Below are 17324 nucleotides of genomic sequence, written 5' to 3'. Positions count from 1 at the left end.
CGGCGCGGAGCGGTCCCCGGGCGCCACTAGACTCGGCGCCCATGACCGACCAGCCGACCGACGAGCAGCCGAGCGAGCCGGACCAGCCGGTCGAGGAGGCCCCCGAGGGGCTCGACCTCGACGCGCTGCCGTCTGGCGCGCGCGGCGCCCTCGAGGCGGTGCTCATGGTGGTCGAGGAGCCGGTCGCCGAGGTGACCCTGGCCGAGACGCTCGGCCTGCCACCGGGCGAGGTCGCCGAGCTGGTGCGCGGCTTGGCCGCCGAGTACGACGAGCAGGGCCGCGGCTTCGAGCTGCGCGAGGTCGCCGGCGGCTGGCGGGTCTTCAGCCGCGCCGACTACGCCGGCGTGGTCGAGCGCTTCGTCGTGGGCGGGCAGCAGGCGCGCCTGACCCAGGCCGCGCTCGAGACCCTCGCGGTCGTCGCCTACCGCCAGCCGGTCAGCCGGGCCCGGGTCAGCGCGGTGCGCGGGGTCAACGTCGACGGCGTCATGCGCACCCTGGTGGCGCGCGGCCTGGTCGAGGAGAGCGGCTCGGACGGCGAGAGCGGCGCGATCCTGTACCGCACCACGTCCTACTTCCTGGAGCGGCTCGGCCTGACGGGCGTCGACGAGCTGCCCGCGCTGGCGCCGTACCTGCCCGAGATCGACGCGCTCGACGAGCTCACCGAGGGGGCGGCGCTGTGAGCGGCTCCGAGGGACGAAGCTCCGGCGGCCGCGGCTCCGGGGGACGTGGTTCCAGCGGCCGGGGTTCCGGGGCGCGCGGCGGCGCGAAGGGCGGCCCGCGGGGCGCGCAGGCCAAGAAGTCCTCCCGTCCGGCCCGCCGCCCGCGGGCGCAGGCGCCGGTGCCCGAGGTGGCGGCCGACGTCCACGTCGAGGACGGCGTGCGGCTGCAGAAGGTCCTGGCCCAGGCCGGGGTCGGCAGCCGGCGGGCCTGCGAGGCGTTGATCGCCGCGGGCCGGGTGCAGGTCGACGGCCACGTCGTCGTCGAGCAGGGGGTACGGATCGACCCCTCGCGCCAAGTCGTGCACGTCGACGGCGTGCGGGTGCAGGTCGACGACGACAAGCTCTACCTGGCGTTCAACAAGCCCGCGGGCGTGGTGTCGACCATGAGCGACGACCTCGGCCGCGTCTCGCTCGGGGACTTCATGGCCGACCGCCCCGAGCGGCTGTTCCACGTCGGGCGGCTCGACTCCGAGACCGAGGGCCTGATCCTGCTGACCAACGACGGCGACCTCGCGCACCGCCTGCAGCACCCGGCGTTCGGCGTGCAGAAGACCTACCTGGCCGAGGTGCCGGGCCCGGTGGCGCGCGACGTCGGCCGGCGGCTGCGCGACGGCGTCGAGCTCGACGACGGCCCGGTGCGGGTCGACAGCTTCCGGCTGGTCGACTCCCAGCCGGGCAAGGCGCTGGTCGAGGTCGTGCTGCACGAGGGCCGCAAGCACGTCGTCCGGCGCGCGCTGGAGGAGGTCGGCCACCCGGTCGAGCGGCTGGTGCGCGTGCAGGTCGGGCCGATCCACCTCGGCGACCTGCGCCAGGGCCGGTGGCGCGTCCTGACCCGCACCGAGGTCGGCCAGCTGTTCTCGGCGGCAGGGCTGTAGCCGTGGCGGTGCGCGCGATCCGCGGTGCGACCCAGCTCGACGTCGACGAGCGCGAGCACCTGCTCGCCTCCACCCGCGAGCTGGTGCAGGAGGTCATGCGGGCCAACGACCTCGGCACCGACCAGCTCATCTCGATCGTCTTCACCGTCACCAAGGACCTGCGCTCGGAGTTCCCGGCCGTGGCGGCCCGCGAGCTCGGCCTGGGGGACGTCCCGCTGCTGTGCACGGTCGAGATCGACGTGCCGGGCTCGCTGCCGCGGGTGGTGCGGCTGATGGCGCACGTCGAGACCGACGTCCCGCGCACGGCCGTGCAGCACGTGTACCTGCGCGGCGCCGCGGCGCTGCGGCTGGACATCGCGCAGTGAGCGCGCCGGTCGCGCTGCCGGCCACCGTGCGGGTGGTCGGCACGGGGCTCGTGGGCACGAGCGTCGCGCTCGCGCTGCGCGGGCTGGACGTCGAGGTGGTGCTCGCCGACCCGTCGCCGAGCGCCGTCGCCCTGGCCCGCGACCTCGGGGCCGGGCGCCTGGCCGGACCGGACGACGTCGTCGACCTCGTCGTGGTCGCCGCGCCGCCGGACGTCGTCGCGGACGTCGTCGCGGCCGAGCTCGTCGCCCACCCGGCCGCGGTGGTCACGGACGTCGCGAGCGTGAAGTCCCTTCCGCTGCAACGGCTGCACGACCTCGGCGCCGACCTGTCGCGGTACGTCGGCGGTCACCCGCTGGCCGGGCGCGAGCGGTCCGGCGCCGTGGCGGCGCGGGCCGACCTGTTCACCGGCCGGCCCTGGGTGCTGACGCCCACCGACGCGACGTCGTCCGCCGCGGTCGACCTGGTGCGCGCCACCGCGCAGGCGCTGGGCGCCGTCGTGGCCGTCATGGACGCCACCGACCACGACGAGGCGGTGGCCGTCGTCTCGCACGTGCCGCAGGTCGCCGCCAGCCTGGTGGCCGCGCGGCTGCGCGCCGTGCCCGACCAGGCGGTCGCGCTGTCGGGCCAGGGCGTGCGCGACGTCACGCGCATCGCGGCGAGCGACCCGCACCTGTGGACCCAGATCCTGGCCGGCAACGCGACGGCGGTGGCCCGCACGCTGCACGCGCTGCGCGACGACCTGGACGCCGTCATCGCCGCGGTCGACGCCCTGGGGGCCGAGCCGGACGACGCCCCCGGCGCGCGCGCGGCGGTCGCCGGTCTCGTCGCGGCCGGCAACGAGGGCCAGGCCCGCATCCCCGGCAAGCACGGCACCGCACCCACCGCCTACGTCGGGGTGCCGGTGGTCGTGCCGGACCGCCCGGGCGAGCTGGCCCGGCTGCTGCGCGACGTCGGCGACGCCGGCGTCAACCTCGAGGACCTGCGGCTCGAGCACAGCGAGGGCCGGCCCATGGCGCTGGCCGAGATCGACGTCGTGCCCGCGGCCGCGCAGACGCTCGTCGAGGCGTTGCGCGCCCTCGGCTGGACCGTCCACGCCTGAGACTCGACTACCCTGGGTCAGTTCCCCCGCACCCGCTCCAGGAGATGTGCCGTGTCCACGTCCGCCCCCGCGCTCGTCGTCGCCGTCGACGGCCCCAGCGGCTCGGGCAAGTCCACCGTCTCGCGCGAGGTGGCCCGCCGGTTCGGCCTGGCCTACCTCGACACCGGCGCCATGTACCGCGCCGTCGCGTGGTGGTGCCTCGAGCAGGGCGTCGACCTCGGTGACCAGCAGGCCGTGGCCGCCGCGGCGCGCGAGACGCCGCTGGTGATGGGCACCGACCCGGCCGCCCCGTCGGTGCACGTCGGTGGCGTCGACGTCGGCCGGGCGATCCGCGAGACGCGGGTCAGCGAGCAGGTCAGCGCGGTCGCCACCAACCTCGAGGTGCGCGCCTACCTGCGCGAGCTGCAGCGCCGCCTGGTCGCCGAGTCGCCGCGCGGCACCGTCGCCGAGGGGCGCGACATCACCACCGTGGTGGTGCCGGACGCCGACGTCCGGGTGCTGCTGACGGCGAGCGAGCAGGCCCGCCTGGAGCGGCGGGCGCGCGAGCTGCACGGCACGGCCGACGCCGCCGCCGTCGAGGCGACGCGCGACCAGGTGGTGCGCCGCGACCGCGACGACTCGACGGTCTCGCAGTTCGTCGAGGCGGCCGACGGCGTCGTGACGGTGGACTCGTCGTCCATGGGCCTGCAGGAGGTCGTCGACGCGGTCGTCGCCCTGGTCTCCGAGCGCACCGGACGGCTGCCGGACCCGGTGACGGCGTGAGCGCAGGGCAGGTGCTCGCGCCGACCGCGCGCGGCGCCGTGGTGGGTCGCTGGATCGGCACGGCGCTGTTCCGCACCCTGTACCGCACCACCGTGCTGGACGGCGACAAGGTGCCGCTGCACGGACCGGTGCTGCTCGCCTCCAACCACTCCGGGATCCTCGACGGCCCGCTGGTCTTCGGCGTGGCCCCCCGGCCCGCGCACTTCCTGGTCAAGCACGAGTTCTTCCACGGCTTCCCGGGCTGGGTGCTGCGCCACGTCGGCCAGATCCCGATCGACCGTTCTGGCGTCGACCGCACCGCGCTGCAGACGGCGCTGGCCGCGCTGCGCCGGGGCAGCGCCGTGGGCGTCTTCCCCGAGGGCTCGCGCGGCCTGGGCGACGTCGCCGCCGTGCACCAGGGCGTCACGTGGCTGGCCATGCAGAGCGGCGCGCCCGTCGTCCCGGTCGCGTGCCTCGGCACCCGGGCCACGGGCGTCGGGGTCGGCCGGCCGCCGGCCCCGGGTCACCGGGTCGCCGTGGTGTTCGGCGACCCGGTCACCCTCGTCGCCTCGCCCGACCTGCCCCGCCGCGACGCCAGCCGCGAGCTCACCGAGCAGCTGCGCCTCGTGCTCGCCGGCCACGTGCGCGCGAGCGCCGAGCGCACCGGCATCCACCTGGCCGCCGACGACCCGACCCTGGAGGACGCGTCATGACCGACGACGAGCAGGTCGCCACCGGCCTGCGCGCCGGCCTGGACGACTACGAGCTGAGCGCGGAGGACCTCTCGCTGCTCGGGCGCGGCGAGGGCGACCTCGACGACCTCGTGGACGAGGGGCCGCTGCCGGTGCTCGCCGTGGTGGGCCGGCCCAACGTCGGCAAGTCCACGCTGGTCAACCGGGTCCTCGGACGCCGCGAGGCCGTCGTCGAGGACGTGCCGGGCGTCACGCGCGACCGCGTGACGTACGAGGCCGAGTGGGCCGGACGGCGTTTCGTCCTGGTCGACACCGGCGGCTGGGAGCGCGACGCCAAGGGGATCCACCTGCGGGTCGCCGAGCAGGCCGAGATCGCCATCGAGCTGGCCGACGCCGTGATGTTCGTCGTCGACGCCACCGTCGGGGCCACCGACACCGACGAGGCCGTCGTCAAGGTGCTGCGCAAGGCCGGCAAGCCCGTCGTCCTGGCGGCGAACAAGGTCGACGACCAGCGCACCGAGGCCGACGCCGCGATGCTGTGGTCGCTCGGCCTCGGCGAGCCGTTCGCCGTCTCGGCCCTGCACGGGCGCGGGAGCGGCGACCTGCTCGACCAGGTGCTCGCGGTGCTGCCGCCGGTGTCGGCCGTGGGCGGCGGCTACGCGCCGGGCGGTCCGCGTCGCGTCGCGCTCGTCGGCCGGCCGAACGTCGGCAAGTCCAGCCTGCTCAACAAGGCCGTCGGCTCCGAGCGCGTCGTCGTCGACGAGGTCGCCGGCACGACGCGCGACCCGGTCGACGAGCTGGTCGAGCTCGCCGGGCGCACCTGGCGCTTCGTCGACACCGCCGGCATCCGGCGCCGGGTGCACCAGACCCGCGGGGCGGACTTCTACGCCTCGCTGCGCACGCAGACGGCGCTGGAGAAGGCCGAGGTCGCCGTCGTCCTGATGGACGCCGGGACGCCGATCACCGAGCAGGACGTGCGCGTCGTGCAGCAGGTCATCGACGCCGGGCGTGCCCTCGTCATCGCCTACAACAAGTGGGACACCGTCGACGAGGAGCGCCGCTACTACCTCGAGCGCGAGATCGAGACCGATCTGGTGCAGGTGCCCTGGGCGCCGCGGGTCAACATCTCGGCCCGCACCGGGCGGCACCTCGACAAGCTCGTCCCCGCCCTCGACACCGCGCTGGAGTCGTGGGACACCCGCGTGCCGACCGGCCGGCTCAACACCTTCCTCGGCGAGCTGGTGGCGGCGCACCCGCACCCGGTGCGCAGCGGAAAGCAGCCGCGGATCCTGTTCGCGACCCAGGCCTCGACGCGCCCGCCGCGCTTCGTCCTGTTCGCCAGCGGGTTCATCGAGGCCGGGTACCGGCGCTTCGTCGAGCGCCGGCTGCGCGAGACCTTCGGCTTCGAGGGCACGCCGATCGAGGTCAGCGTGCGGGTGCGCGAGAAGCGTCGCAAGTAGGTCGCCGGGCGACCGCGTGGCGGTCGCGGCGCGGTCAGGGGGACGGCGCGACCGATGTATAGTTGCGTCTCGCCAACGGGCTGTAGCGCAGCTTGGTAGCGCACTTGACTGGGGGTCAAGGGGTCGCAGGTTCAAATCCTGTCAGCCCGACCGATGGTGATCTGCGTCAGCGCCCCGGACCACGTGTCCGGGGCGCTGTCGTGCTTCTCGGCCACCACCGCCTACGCTCGGACCCGTGGCGGACCAGGGGACCGAGCAGCGCGCGGCGACGAGCAGCGGGGGAGCGAGCGACCGCGTGCTCACCGTGCCGAACGTGCTGTCGGCCCTGCGGCTGGTCGGCGTGCCGGTCTTCCTCTGGCTCGTCGTGGCCGAGCACGACGGCTGGGCGCTGCTGGTGCTGATGCTGTCGGGCGTCACCGACTACCTCGACGGCAAGATCGCCCGGCGGTTCGGCCTGGAGTCCAAGGTCGGCGCGCTGCTCGACCCGATCGCCGACCGCCTCTACATCCTCACGACGCTGCTCGGCCTGGCCTGGCGCGACATCATCCCGTGGTGGCTCGTGGTCGTGCTGCTCGCCCGCGAGGCGTTCATGGCGCTGGTGCTGCTCTGGTTGCAGCGCAACGACTTCGGCACGCTGCCGGTGCACTTCATCGGCAAGGCCGCCACCTTCAACCTGCTGTACGCCTTCCCGCTGCTGCTGCTGGGCGACGGCACGTCGACCTTCGCGCAGGTCGCGCTGCCGGTCGGCTGGGCCTTCGCCTGGTGGGGCACCGTCCTGTACTGGCTGGCCGGTCTGCTCTACGCCGGCCAAGCGATCGGGCTCGTGCGCGGACGCCGCCGGCTGGAGGCCGCGGCGTGAGCGGGTCGCCCACCACGGCGCCCGAGCGGCGCAAGGACGCCTCGATGCAGCTGCTCGTCGAGGTCATGACCCGCCCGCTCGACCCCGGGTACGCCGCGGCCGCCGAGCGCCGCCGGCGCGAGGGGACGACGGGCGAGGCCGGCGCGCACGGGCGCAGCGTGCTCGCGGTCGTCGCGCTGCTCGTCGTCGGGCTTCTGCTCGGCACGGCCTGGTGGCAGGCCCGCGGCACCCGGCCCGCCGGCGTCCAGGCGCGCGACCAGCTGGCCGCCGAGATCAGCCGCCAGGACGCCGCGGCGGGCGCCCTGCAGCGCAGCATCGCCTCGCTCACCGCCCAGATCGAGGCCGAGCGCACCCGCCAGCTGCAGCTGTCGGCGCAGGGCGGGCTGGCCGACGAGGTCGCCAACCTCGGGCTGGCCACCGGCGCCCTGTCGGTGGCAGGGCCCGGCATCACCGTGACGCTGGACGACGCCGACGGCTCGTCGGCCGGCGACGGCAGCGACCCGCGCTCGCAGCAGGACGTCGACAACGGGCGCGTGCTGGACTCCGACCTCCAGCTCGTGGTGAACGGGCTGTGGGACGCCGGGGCCGAGGCGGTCGCGGTCAACGGCCAGCGGCTCACCGCGCTCTCGGCGATCCGCTCGGCCGGCGAGGCCGTCCTGGTGGACTACCGGCCGTTGTCGCCCCCGTACCGCGTCACCGCGATCGGCGACCCGGCTACCCTGCAGACCCGGTTCAGCGACGGGCCGGGCGGGCGCGACGTCCAGTACCTCAAGGACAACTTCGGGGTGCGCTACGACGTGCGGTCCGCCAGCCGCCTGGTGCTGCCGGCCAGCGCGGGCCTCGACACCCGCCGGGCCAAGGCGCTGCAGGCCACCACGTCGACGAGCACCGGCACCAGCACCCGCACCAAGAAGCCGTCCAGCTCACCGTCCACCCGACCGCAGGAGACACCGTGATCCCCGCCCTCGGACTCGCCGTCGGCGTCGTGCTGGGCCTGCTGCTGCAGCCCACCGTGCCGATCTGGATGCAGCCCTACCTGCCCATCGCGGTCGTGGCCGCGCTGGACGCGGTGTTCGGCGGTCTGCGGGCGCTGCTCGACGGCATCTTCGACGACAAGGTGTTCGTGGTCTCGTTCCTGTCCAACGTGTTCGTCGCCGCGTTCATCGTCTACCTCGGCGACCAGCTCGGCGTCGGCTCGCAACTGTCGACCGGCGTGGTGGTCGTCCTCGGCATCCGGATCTTCTCCAACGTGGCCGCGATCCGGCGGCACCTGTTCCGCGCATGAGCGAGGCCAAGGAGCCGCACCACGGCGCGCACGAGGCCCCCGGCGGTCGAGCCCGGGCCTGGGCCCGGCTGCGCCGCGCCGCGCACCCGCGGGTCACCCGGGCGCAGGCCCTGGCCGCCGTGCTCGTCGCGCTGCTCGGCTTCGCCCTCGTCGCGCAGATCACCCAGCGCGACGAGCAGCGGCTCACCGGGCTGCGGCAGAGCGACCTCGTGCAGATCCTCGACAACATCGGCGACCGCCGCGACCGGCTGGCCGCCGAGCAGTCCGACCTGGAGGCCGAGCGCCGCGACCTCACCTCGGGCGCGAGCGGCTCGCAGGAGGCCATCGCGGCCGCGCAGAGCCGGCTCGACGCGCTGAGCATCCTCGCGGGCACCGTCGGCGCCGAGGGCACCGGCGTCGAGGTGTTCATCAGCGACCCGGACGGCGAGGTGCGGGCCGCGCGTGTCCTCGACCTCGTGCAGGAGCTGCGCGACGCCGGCGCCGAGGCGATCCAGGTCGGCGACGCGCGCGTGGTGGCGACGACGTCCTTCACCGACGTGCCGGGCGGCGTGGCCGTCGACGGCGACAAGCAGACGGCGCCGTACACCGTGCTCGCCATCGGCGACAGCCAGACGATGTCGACGGCCCTGGAGATCCCCGGCGGTGTCATCGCCAGCCTGCCCGAGGGCGCGCGCGGCACCGTCGCCGGCAAGGACGACGTCAAGATCACCGCCTTGCGACCCGTTCCGACGCCTCGTTACGCTCAGCCGGCCGCCACGGCGACCGCCAGCCGCTGAGCCGCCCGCACCCCACCCCCGACCGGATCCGAGGACCCATGAGCGCCGACGAGTTCCCCGCCGACCTGCGGTACACCGCCGAGCACGAGTGGGTGCGCACCGGCGACGACGGCACGGTCCGGATCGGGATCACCGCCTACGCCCAGGACGCCCTCGGCGACGTCGTCTTCGTGACGCTGCCGGACGCCGGCACCGACGTCACGCCCGGGTCGGCGTGCGGCGAGGTCGAGTCGACCAAGAGCGTCAGCGACGTCTACGCGCCGGTCGCCGGCACGGTCACGGCGCGCAACGAGGCCCTCGACGCCTCGCCCGAGCTCGTCAACAGCGACCCGTACGGCGAGGGCTGGATGTTCGAGCTGCGCCCGGCGGACGCCGCCGCGGTCGACGCGCTGCTCGACGCCGACGGCTACCGCGCGCAGCTCGGCTGACCTGCACCGGCCTGACCTCGACCTGACCTCGACCTGACCCTGCAGCTCAGGGTCAGGCTGTGGCACCCTTGAGCCTCCACACGCGAGCGCTCGAGGGAGACAGGTCATGACGGACGAGAACGGCAGGCCGGACGAGCAGGACCCGCCGACGTCCCGTCAGCCGGCTCCCGCGCAGCCGCCGCGCCCGGCCGACGCGACCATGAACCTGCAGGCGCTCGGCTCCACCGAGGTGGGGGAGCCCACCGCGGGCGACGACACCGGGCAGGCGCCGGCCATCGATCCCGGGACGTTGGCCTCGCTGCGCGCCGGCACCGCCCTGCTGCGGGTCGACCACGGCCCCAACGCCGGCTCGCGGTTCCTGCTCGACGGCGACCTCACCACGGTCGGCCGGCACCCGAGCAGCGACATCTTCCTGGACGACGTCACCGTCTCGCGCAAGCACGCCGAGTTCGTCCGCGAGGGCACCGCGTTCTCGGTGCGCGACGTCGGCAGCCTGAACGGCACGTACGTGAACCGCCAGCGGATCGACTCCAGCCCGCTCGCCACGGGCGACGAGGTGCAGGTCGGCAAGTTCCGCCTCGTCGTCATGCTCGGCGAGGCCGGGTGAACGGCGTGGTGAGCCGCTCGTGAGCCCGGCGGTCAACCGCCGGGACTCCGCGATGAGCATCGGCGAGGTCCTCGCCCTGCTCTCGCCCGACTTCCCGGACGTCAGCGTCTCCAAGATCCGGCTGTGGGAGGCCGAGGGACTCGTCGAGCCCTCGCGCACGCCGTCCGGCTACCGCAAGTTCTCGCACGAGGACGTCGAGCGGCTGCGCTATGCCATGACCCTGCAGCGCGACCGGTTCTGGCCGCTGCGCAAGATCCGCGACCACCTCGACGCGGTCGCGCGCGGCGCGGAGGAGCTCGTCAACGGCGCCACCGGTCCGCGCTCCACCCGCTCGCGCGACGGCGAGCCCGGCCACGGCGTCGAGGGGCTGCTGCGCGGCTCCGGCCCGGTGCGGCTCTCGGCCGCCGAGCTGTGCACGCGCGCGGGCGTCGACGCCGACGACCTGGACGCGCTCGTGGGCTTCGGCCTGCTGCAGCCCAGCGGTTCTGGCTGGTACGACGAGACCGCGCTGGTCATCGCCACGGCGGCCGCCGAGCTGGCCGGGTACGGCATCGAGGCCCGTCACCTGCGGGCCTTCCGCACCGCCGCCGACCGCGAGGTGGGGCTGGTCGAGCAGGTCGTCAGCCCGTTGCGCAGCGGGCAGAGCGCGACCGCGCGCGCCCGCGCCGACGACGCCGCGCGCGAGATCACGGCGGTCGCGCTGCGCCTGCACGCGGCGCTGGTCCGCGCGGGTCTGGCGCGCGCCGGACTGGCCTGACGCACCCGGCCCGGCTCGTCGTCCGGCCCCTCGTCCGCGCCGTTGTACGGTGAGCAGGTGCGAGAGCTCGAGGTCGTCGGTGTCCGGGTGGAGCTGCCCAACAACCAGCCCATCGTCCTGCTGCGCGAGAGCGGTGGTGACCTCTACCTGCCGATCTGGATCGGCGCGGCCGAGGCCACGGCCATCGCCTACGCCCAGCAGGGCGTCGTCCCGCCGCGGCCGCTGACGCACGACCTGTTCAAGGACACCCTCGAGGCGCTCGGCCGCACCCTCGAGGAGGTGCGCATCGTCGCCGTCCGCGACGGCGTGTTCTACGCGACGCTGGTCTTCGACGGCGGGGTCGAGGTCAGCTCGCGCTCGTCCGACGCGATCGCGCTCGCGCTGCGCACGGGCACCCGGATCGTCGGCGCCGACGAGGTGCTGGACGACGAGGGCGTGCCGGTGCCGGACGAGCAGGAGGACGAGGTCGAGAAGTTCCGCGAGTTCCTCGACCAGATCTCGGCCGACGACTTCGAGGCCCCCGGCGAGGATGGCGATCAACCCTCTACCTGAGGGTGAGAGTTGATCGGCGCGTCGACCACGACACGCCGGTGAGCGTGAACCTCGACCTGTCGTTGACGGAGCCCTCGCCGAGGCCTACCGTCAGAGGTCGAACGCCCCTCGTGTAGTTCCACCGCTGTCGTCCGGCTCGCCCGGGTGCGCGACCGGAGCTCTTCCCCCAGCGGGGCGCCAGATGATGGAGGTCCCACGTGAGCAGCTCTGGCGACGCCACGCCCCAGCCGACCCGGCGGGTGCCCCAGGGTGCCCAGGGGCTGCTGTTCACCGACGACCTGCCGGTGCTGCCGCTCGACGCCGGGTACCGCGGTCCGACCGCGTGCGGCGCGGCGGGCATCACCTACCGGCAGCTCGACTACTGGGCGCGCACCGGGCTGGTCGAGCCCTCGGTGCGCGGCGCCAGCGGCTCGGGCAGCCAGCGGCTCTACAGCTTCCGCGACATCCTCGTCCTGAAGATCGTCAAGCGGCTGCTCGACACCGGCGTCTCGCTGCAGCAGATCCGCACCGCGGTCGAGCACCTGCGCGAGCGCGGCGTCGACGACCTGGCCCAGATCACGCTGATGAGCGACGGCGCCAGCGTCTACGAGTGCACCTCCGCCGACGAGGTCATCGACCTCGTGCAGGGCGGCCAGGGCGTGTTCGGCATCGCCGTCGGCCGGGTCTGGCGCGAGGTCGAGGGCGACCTCGCCCAGCTGCCGAGCGAGCGTCCCGAGGACGACGGCGCGACGGCCGGCGACCACCCGCACGACGAGCTCTCGGCTCGCCGCCGCACCCGCGCCACGGGCTGAGCCGGCGCGAGCCGCGGTCGGTCGCGGGGCAGGTCCCGGGGTAGGCTGGACCCGCCACTGACCCTGCGTGGGAGAGATCCCGGTGCAGCACGGCCGGGGCGCCGAAGGGGCAATTCTCCCCGGAACCTCTCAGGCGACCAGGACCACGCGGACGAGGCAGCTCTGGAGCGGCGGCACGCCGGCGTGACAGAGGGGGAGGTCCCACGCCACCCCGACGCCGCCCGCCGGCGCCGGCCGCCGTCAGGAGCCTCCGCATGGCACAGCCCGACCAGCCGACCTCCGCCGCGCCCTTCGTCGAGCGCCACGTCGGGCCCTCGCTCGACGACGAACGCCGCATGCTCGAGGTGCTCGGCCTCGCCGACGTCGAGGAGCTCGTGCAGGCCGCGGTGCCGGCGTCCATCCGGCTGACCGAGGCGCTGGCGCTCGAGCCCGGTCGCAGCGAGCCCGAGGTGCTGGCCGAGATGCGCGAGCTGGCCGGCCGCAACCGGGTGCTGGCCTCGATGATCGGCCAGGGCTACTACGGCACGCACGTGCCGGCCGTGGTGCAGCGCAACGTGCTCGAGAACCCGGCCTGGTACACGGCGTACACGCCCTACCAGCCCGAGATCTCCCAGGGCCGGCTCGAAGCGCTGCTGAACTTCCAGACCGTGGTGTGCGACCTCACCGGCCTGGCGACGGCCAACTCCTCGCTGCTCGACGAGGCGACCGCCGCCGCCGAGGCCATGACGCTCATGCGCCGCTCGTCCAAGGTCGCGGCCGACGCCGTGCTCGTGGTCGACCGCGACGTCTTCACCCAGACCCGCGCCGTCGTCGAGACCCGCGCCGAGCCGCTGGGCATCGAGGTGGTCGTGGCCGACCTGTCCGCCGCGGACGACGTGGCCGCCGAGCTCGAGCGGGCGGTGGGGGAGCGCGCGGTCTTCGGCGTCGTCGTCCAGCACCCGACCGCCGGCGGGCTGGTGCACGACCTCGCGCCGCTGGCCGAGGCGGTGCACGCCCGCGGCGCGCTGCTCACCGTGGCGGCCGACCTGCTGGCCCTGACGCTGCTGCGGTCCCCGGGCGAGATGGGGGCCGACGTCGCGGTCGGCACCAGCCAGCGCTTCGGCGTCCCGATGGGCTTCGGCGGGCCGCACGCGGGGTACATGGCCGTGCGTCCCGGGCTCGAGCGCAGCCTGCCCGGCCGGCTCGTCGGGGTGTCCGTCGACGCCGACGGCGACCCGGCGTACCGCCTGGCGCTGCAGACCCGCGAGCAGCACATCCGCCGCGAGAAGGCGACGAGCAACATCTGCACCGCACAGGTGCTGCTGGCCGTGATGGCCTCGATGTACGCCGTCTACCACGGGCCGCAGGGCCTGGCCGCGATCGCGCGCGGCGTGCACCGCCGGGCCCGCGCCCTGGCCGACGCCGTGGGCGCGCTCGACGGCGCCGAGGTCGTGCACGAGGCGTTCTTCGACACCGTGCTCGTGCGCGTGCCGGGTCGGGCGGCGGACGTCGTCGCCGCAGCGGTCGAGCGCGGCGTGAACCTGTGGCGCGTCGACGACGACACCGTCAGCGCCGCCTGCGACGAGACCACCACCGACGAGCAGCTGCGCGCCGCGGTCGCGGCGTTCGGCGGTGCGGCCGACGCCGTCGCCGTGCCTGACCACGACACGCTGCCGCCGGCGCTGGTGCGCGAGTCCGCCTACCTGACCCACCCGGTGTTCCACCAGCACCGCAGCGAGACCGCCATGCTGCGCTACCTGCGCCGGCTGGCCGACCTGGACTACGCGCTCGACCGCGGCATGATCCCGCTCGGCTCGTGCACCATGAAGCTCAACGCCACGACCGAGATGGTGCCGGTCACCTGGCCCGAGCTGTCGGCGCTGCACCCGTTCGCACCGGCCGACCAGGTGGCGGGCAGCGTGCAGCTGGTGCGCCAGCTCGAGCAGTGGTTGGTCGACATCACCGGCTACGACGCCGTGTCGCTGCAGCCGAACGCCGGGTCGCAGGGCGAGCTGGCGGGTCTGCTCGCCATCCGCGCCTACCACCGCTCGCAGGGGCACGGCGAGCGCAAGGTCGTGCTGATCCCGGCCAGCGCGCACGGCACCAACGCGGCCAGCGCCGTGATGGCCGGCCTCAAGGTCGTGGTCGTCAAGACCGCGGCCGGTGGCGACGTCGACATGGACGACCTGCGCGTCCAGGTCGAGGCGCACCGCGACGACCTCGCCGGGATCATGGTCACCTACCCCTCGACCCACGGCGTGTTCGAGGACACCATCACCGAGCTGTGCGCGCTCGTGCACGACGCCGGCGGCCAGGTGTACGTCGACGGCGCGAACCTCAACGCGCTGGTCGGGCTGGCGCAGCCCGGCCGCTTCGGCGCCGACGTCTCGCACCTGAACCTGCACAAGACCTTCTGCATCCCGCACGGCGGGGGCGGTCCCGGCGTCGGGCCGGTCGCCGTCCGCGAGCACCTCGCGCCGTTCCTGCCCAACCACCCGGTGGTCGCCGACGCCGGCCCGGCCACCGGCGTGGGTCCGGTCGCGGCGGCGCCGTACGGCTCGGCGTCCATCCTGCCCATCTCGTGGGCCTACGTGCGGCTGATGGGCGGCGAGGGCCTGGCCCGCGCCACCCGCACCGCCGTGCTGTCGGCGAACTACGTCGCGGCGCGGCTGCGCGAGCACTACCCGGTGCTCTACAGCGGGCACGACGGGCTGGTCGCGCACGAGTGCATCCTGGACCTGCGCGAGATCACCCGGACGACGGGCGTCACCGTCGACGACGTCGCCAAGCGGCTGGTCGACCACGGCTTCCACGCGCCGACCATGTCGTTCCCGGTGGCCGGCACGCTGATGGTCGAGCCCACCGAGAGCGAGGACCTCGCCGAGCTGGACCGCTTCTGCGAGGCCATGATCGCGATCCGCGCCGAGATCTCCGCGGTGGCGGACGGCGTCTGGCCGGCCGACGACAACCCGCTGCGCCACGCGCCGCACACCGCGCTGTCGATCGCCGGCAAGTGGGACCACGCGTACACGCGCGAGGAGGCGGCCTACCCGCGCGGCGTCGACCCGCGGGCCAAGTACTGGCCGCCCGTGCGCCGCATCGACGGCGCGTACGGCGACCGCAACCTGGTCTGCTCGTGCCCGCCGCCGGAGGCCTTCGAGGACTGAGCACGCGGACGGCGCCCGCGCTCTCCCTGAAGAGCGCGGGCGCCGTCTCGCTGGCCGATAAGGCTGCGGGGCCTACTTCGCGAACGCTGCTGCGGGGGCCATCCGCGGCGCGAAACCGTTGGCCCACAGGGCGTTCACCTGCGCGCTCTCGGTGCTGTTCGGGTACGGGTTGGTGCACGACGGGCCGGGGCCACCGCCCGACATCAGCTCGCTGCACGGGCCGCTGTAGTGGTCCGGCAGGCCCATGTTGTGGCCGGTCTCGTGCGCGACGATGCGCAGCGGGTCGTACTGGTTGGCCTGGTCGTAGTCGATCAGGATGTAGCCGCTGCCGTGGCCGTCGCCGCTGTAGTACGAGCCGGACGGGTCGCTGCCCTCGTAGTAGGTCAGGTCACCGGGGGAGCCGGCCACCAGGCGCACGTTGCTGACGCTCGAGTTCCAGATCGACGCCGACTGCGAGATCTCGGAGGCGAACGACGGCGCGTTCGAGGCGTCGTAGTAGATGGTCGTGACGGCGAGGGACTTCTTCGACCCCTGCGCCTTCTGCGTGGCGAGGGCCTGCGCCAGCTGCTTGCGGAGCTGGGCGTTCTGGGCGTCGTCGCGGCTGCCCGGCGTGTAGCCCTGGTCGGCGCGCTGCGGGTGCGAGGTGGGGACGGCGCTCGTGGCGCTGGTCGCCGGTGAGGTGGCGACGAGGGCTGCGGCAGCGGCGACGCCGGCCGCGGCGGTGAGCAGCCGGGTGGTGCGAGCCCTGGTGCGGATCGACATGAGTTCCTCCGAGTGGCAGGTGGCGGACGATCCGCCTCCTCCTTCCTACGCCACCAAAAGGGACAAAGCGGTCAATACCGGGTCAAATGTCCGTCAACTCGCGACCGCGTCGGCCGACCGGCCGGCCTGGCGCACGGTCGAGCCCGTGCGGCCCTTGCGCACCTCGACCCGCGCCGCGATGCGCGCCCGCAGGTCGGCCACGTGGCTGACGATGCCGACGGCGCGCCCGCCCTCGCGCAGGCCGTCGAGCACGCCCATGACCTCCTCGAGCGTCTCGTCGTCCAGGCTGCCGAAGCCCTCGTCGACGAAGAGCGTCTCGATGGCGCTGCCCCCGGACTCGGCGTGGACGACGTCGGCCAGCCCCAGTGCCAGGGCCAGCGAGGCGAGGAACGACTCGCCGCCCGACAGCGTCGAGGTCTCGCGGGCGACGCCGGTCCAGCCGTCGACGACCTGCAGGCCCAGACCGCTGCGAGCGCCGCCGCGGGCCAGCTCGTCGGTGTGCGCCAGCGCGTAGCGCCCGTCGCTCATCACCAGCAGCCGCTCGGTGGCCGCGGCGGCGACCTCCTCGAGGCGCGCGGCCAGGACGAACGCCGACAGCCGCATGCGCAGCGCGTTGCCACCGCCGGTGCCGTCGACGCAGCGCGACAGGTCGTCGACGTGGGCGTGCCGTGCGCGCAGCTCGCGGTGGACGTCGTCGTGCTCGCGCACGCGCAGCGCCAGCTGGCCCAACGACGTCGCCGCCCGGGTGGTGACCGCGAGCCGGTGCTCGGCCTCGCGCCAGGCCTGCGCCGCGAGCCGGGCGGTCGCCTCGAGCGCTGCGACGTCCGGCGGCTCGACGGCGTCGAGACCGGCGAGCTCGGGAGCGGCGAGCAGCGCCTCGACGTCCGAGCGCTCGCGCCGGCGCCGCTCGACGGTGCCGGCCAGCGCGTCGACGTCCACCGGGTCGAGCCACCCCGCGCGGGCGTGCTCGGCGGAGGTGAGGTCGAGCTCGGCCAGCGCGCTGGCGAGCTGCTGACGAGCGGCCTCCTGCCGCACCACGGCCTGCCCGGCCGCGCGACGGGCGGCGTCGAAGGCACGGAGCACGGCCACCTCGTCGCGCAGGCGGGCCGCCCGCTCGTCCAGGTCGGTGGCGTCGGCGAGCAGGTCGGCCAACCCGGTCGCCAGCTCGGCGACCCGCGGCTCGAGCTCGCCCAGCGCGGTGCTGGCCCGGGTCAGGGTGCGGTCGGCCGCCGACTGGGCCGCCAGCGCGTCGCGCACCGCTTGCTGCGCGACCTCCCTCGCCTGCCGGGCCATGGCCACGACGTCGGCGCTGGCGCGCGCGTCCTCGAGCGCTGCTCGGCGCCCGGCCACGTGCTGCTCGGCGGCGTCGGTCGCGACGCCGCCGCTGGCTGCCTCGAGCGCGCCGCACC

19 protein-coding genes, 1 tRNA gene and 1 riboswitch are annotated in these 17324 nt (G+C 74.8%); of the genes, 18 read left to right on the top strand and 2 right to left on the bottom strand.

Annotation, left to right across the window (positions count from 1 at the left end; all coding sequences use genetic code 11):
* The first annotated feature begins 41 nt into the window (after positions 1-41).
* The 18 genes from scpB (at position 42) to gcvP (ending at position 15153) form a co-directional block, all read left to right on the top strand.
* Positions 42-680 carry an SMC-Scp complex subunit ScpB gene (scpB, locus tag ACYVJ4_RS13830; RefSeq protein ID WP_460460717.1) on the top strand — a complete coding sequence of 213 codons (639 nt, stop codon included), beginning with the start codon at positions 42-44 and terminating at the stop codon, positions 678-680.
* Positions 677-1594 (top strand): pseudouridine synthase, encoded by a 918-nt coding sequence (locus tag ACYVJ4_RS13825; RefSeq protein WP_460460716.1) that lies wholly within the window; start codon positions 677-679, stop codon positions 1592-1594. The genes scpB and ACYVJ4_RS13825 overlap by 4 nt, the downstream gene beginning before the upstream one ends.
* A gap of 2 nt (positions 1595-1596) precedes the next feature.
* The gene (gene aroH / locus ACYVJ4_RS13820; RefSeq protein ID WP_460460715.1) at positions 1597-1959 is read left to right on the top strand and encodes a chorismate mutase; all 363 of its coding nucleotides are present in this window, start codon (positions 1597-1599) and stop codon (positions 1957-1959) included.
* The gene (locus tag ACYVJ4_RS13815) at positions 1956-3059 is read left to right on the top strand and encodes a prephenate dehydrogenase (RefSeq protein ID WP_460460714.1); all 1104 of its coding nucleotides are present in this window, start codon (positions 1956-1958) and stop codon (positions 3057-3059) included. Before aroH ends, ACYVJ4_RS13815 begins: the two co-directional genes overlap by 4 nt.
* A gap of 51 nt (positions 3060-3110) precedes the next feature.
* Positions 3111-3821 carry a (d)CMP kinase gene (gene cmk, locus ACYVJ4_RS13810; protein WP_460460713.1) on the top strand — a complete coding sequence of 237 codons (711 nt, stop codon included), beginning with the start codon at positions 3111-3113 and terminating at the stop codon, positions 3819-3821.
* Entirely contained in the window at positions 3818-4513 is a 696-nt protein-coding gene (locus ACYVJ4_RS13805; protein WP_460460712.1) for a lysophospholipid acyltransferase family protein, read from the top strand. Before cmk ends, ACYVJ4_RS13805 begins: the two co-directional genes overlap by 4 nt.
* Positions 4510-5952 carry a ribosome biogenesis GTPase Der gene (der, locus tag ACYVJ4_RS13800; protein ID WP_460460711.1) on the top strand — a complete coding sequence of 481 codons (1443 nt, stop codon included), beginning with the start codon at positions 4510-4512 and terminating at the stop codon, positions 5950-5952. The genes ACYVJ4_RS13805 and der overlap by 4 nt, the downstream gene beginning before the upstream one ends.
* 76 nt (positions 5953-6028) lie before the next feature.
* Positions 6029-6102, top strand: a tRNA-Pro gene (locus tag ACYVJ4_RS13795).
* Positions 6103-6187: 85 nt separating this feature from the next.
* The gene (locus tag ACYVJ4_RS13790; protein ID WP_460460710.1) at positions 6188-6811 is read left to right on the top strand and encodes a CDP-alcohol phosphatidyltransferase family protein; all 624 of its coding nucleotides are present in this window, start codon (positions 6188-6190) and stop codon (positions 6809-6811) included.
* Complete coding sequence (locus ACYVJ4_RS13785) at positions 6808-7767, top strand: DUF881 domain-containing protein (RefSeq protein WP_460460709.1); 960 nt, start codon at positions 6808-6810, stop codon at positions 7765-7767. The genes ACYVJ4_RS13790 and ACYVJ4_RS13785 overlap by 4 nt, the downstream gene beginning before the upstream one ends.
* Positions 7764-8096, top strand: coding sequence for a small basic family protein (locus ACYVJ4_RS13780; protein ID WP_460460708.1), 333 nt, complete (start codon positions 7764-7766; stop codon positions 8094-8096). Before ACYVJ4_RS13785 ends, ACYVJ4_RS13780 begins: the two co-directional genes overlap by 4 nt.
* A complete protein-coding gene (locus ACYVJ4_RS13775; RefSeq protein ID WP_460460707.1) occupies positions 8093-8872 on the top strand; it encodes a DUF881 domain-containing protein in 780 nt (259 codons plus the stop codon). The genes ACYVJ4_RS13780 and ACYVJ4_RS13775 overlap by 4 nt, the downstream gene beginning before the upstream one ends.
* 38 nt (positions 8873-8910) lie before the next feature.
* Positions 8911-9300 (top strand): glycine cleavage system protein GcvH, encoded by a 390-nt coding sequence (gene gcvH, locus ACYVJ4_RS13770; RefSeq protein ID WP_460460706.1) that lies wholly within the window; start codon positions 8911-8913, stop codon positions 9298-9300.
* A gap of 106 nt (positions 9301-9406) precedes the next feature.
* A complete protein-coding gene (locus ACYVJ4_RS13765; RefSeq protein WP_460460705.1) occupies positions 9407-9907 on the top strand; it encodes an FHA domain-containing protein in 501 nt (166 codons plus the stop codon).
* 52 nt (positions 9908-9959) lie between these two features.
* Positions 9960-10664 (top strand): transcriptional regulator FtsR, encoded by a 705-nt coding sequence (gene ftsR / locus ACYVJ4_RS13760; RefSeq protein WP_460460704.1) that lies wholly within the window; start codon positions 9960-9962, stop codon positions 10662-10664.
* Positions 10665-10721: 57 nt separating this feature from the next.
* Positions 10722-11216 carry a bifunctional nuclease family protein gene (locus tag ACYVJ4_RS13755; protein WP_460460703.1) on the top strand — a complete coding sequence of 165 codons (495 nt, stop codon included), beginning with the start codon at positions 10722-10724 and terminating at the stop codon, positions 11214-11216.
* A gap of 197 nt (positions 11217-11413) precedes the next feature.
* On the top strand, positions 11414-12007 hold the full coding sequence (locus tag ACYVJ4_RS13750) for a MerR family transcriptional regulator (RefSeq protein ID WP_460460702.1): 594 nt from the start codon (positions 11414-11416) through the stop codon (positions 12005-12007).
* A gap of 58 nt (positions 12008-12065) precedes the next feature.
* Positions 12066-12163: riboswitch (glycine riboswitch) on the top strand.
* Between the two features lie 98 nt (positions 12164-12261).
* Positions 12262-15153 (top strand): aminomethyl-transferring glycine dehydrogenase, encoded by a 2892-nt coding sequence (gene gcvP, locus ACYVJ4_RS13745; RefSeq protein WP_460460701.1) that lies wholly within the window; start codon positions 12262-12264, stop codon positions 15151-15153.
* A gap of 72 nt (positions 15154-15225) precedes the next feature.
* Here the strand turns inward: gcvP and ACYVJ4_RS13740 are convergent, their stop codons facing one another.
* A complete protein-coding gene (locus ACYVJ4_RS13740) occupies positions 15226-15915 on the bottom strand; it encodes a snapalysin family zinc-dependent metalloprotease (RefSeq protein WP_460460700.1) in 690 nt (229 codons plus the stop codon).
* A 93-nt stretch (positions 15916-16008) separates the two neighbouring features.
* On the bottom strand, positions 16009-17324 hold a 1316-nt coding region (locus ACYVJ4_RS13735; RefSeq protein WP_460460699.1), incomplete at its 5' end, for an SbcC/MukB-like Walker B domain-containing protein.

This window comes from Angustibacter peucedani, assembly GCF_054779595.1.
This window is presented reverse-complemented; position numbering and strand designations above follow the sequence as displayed.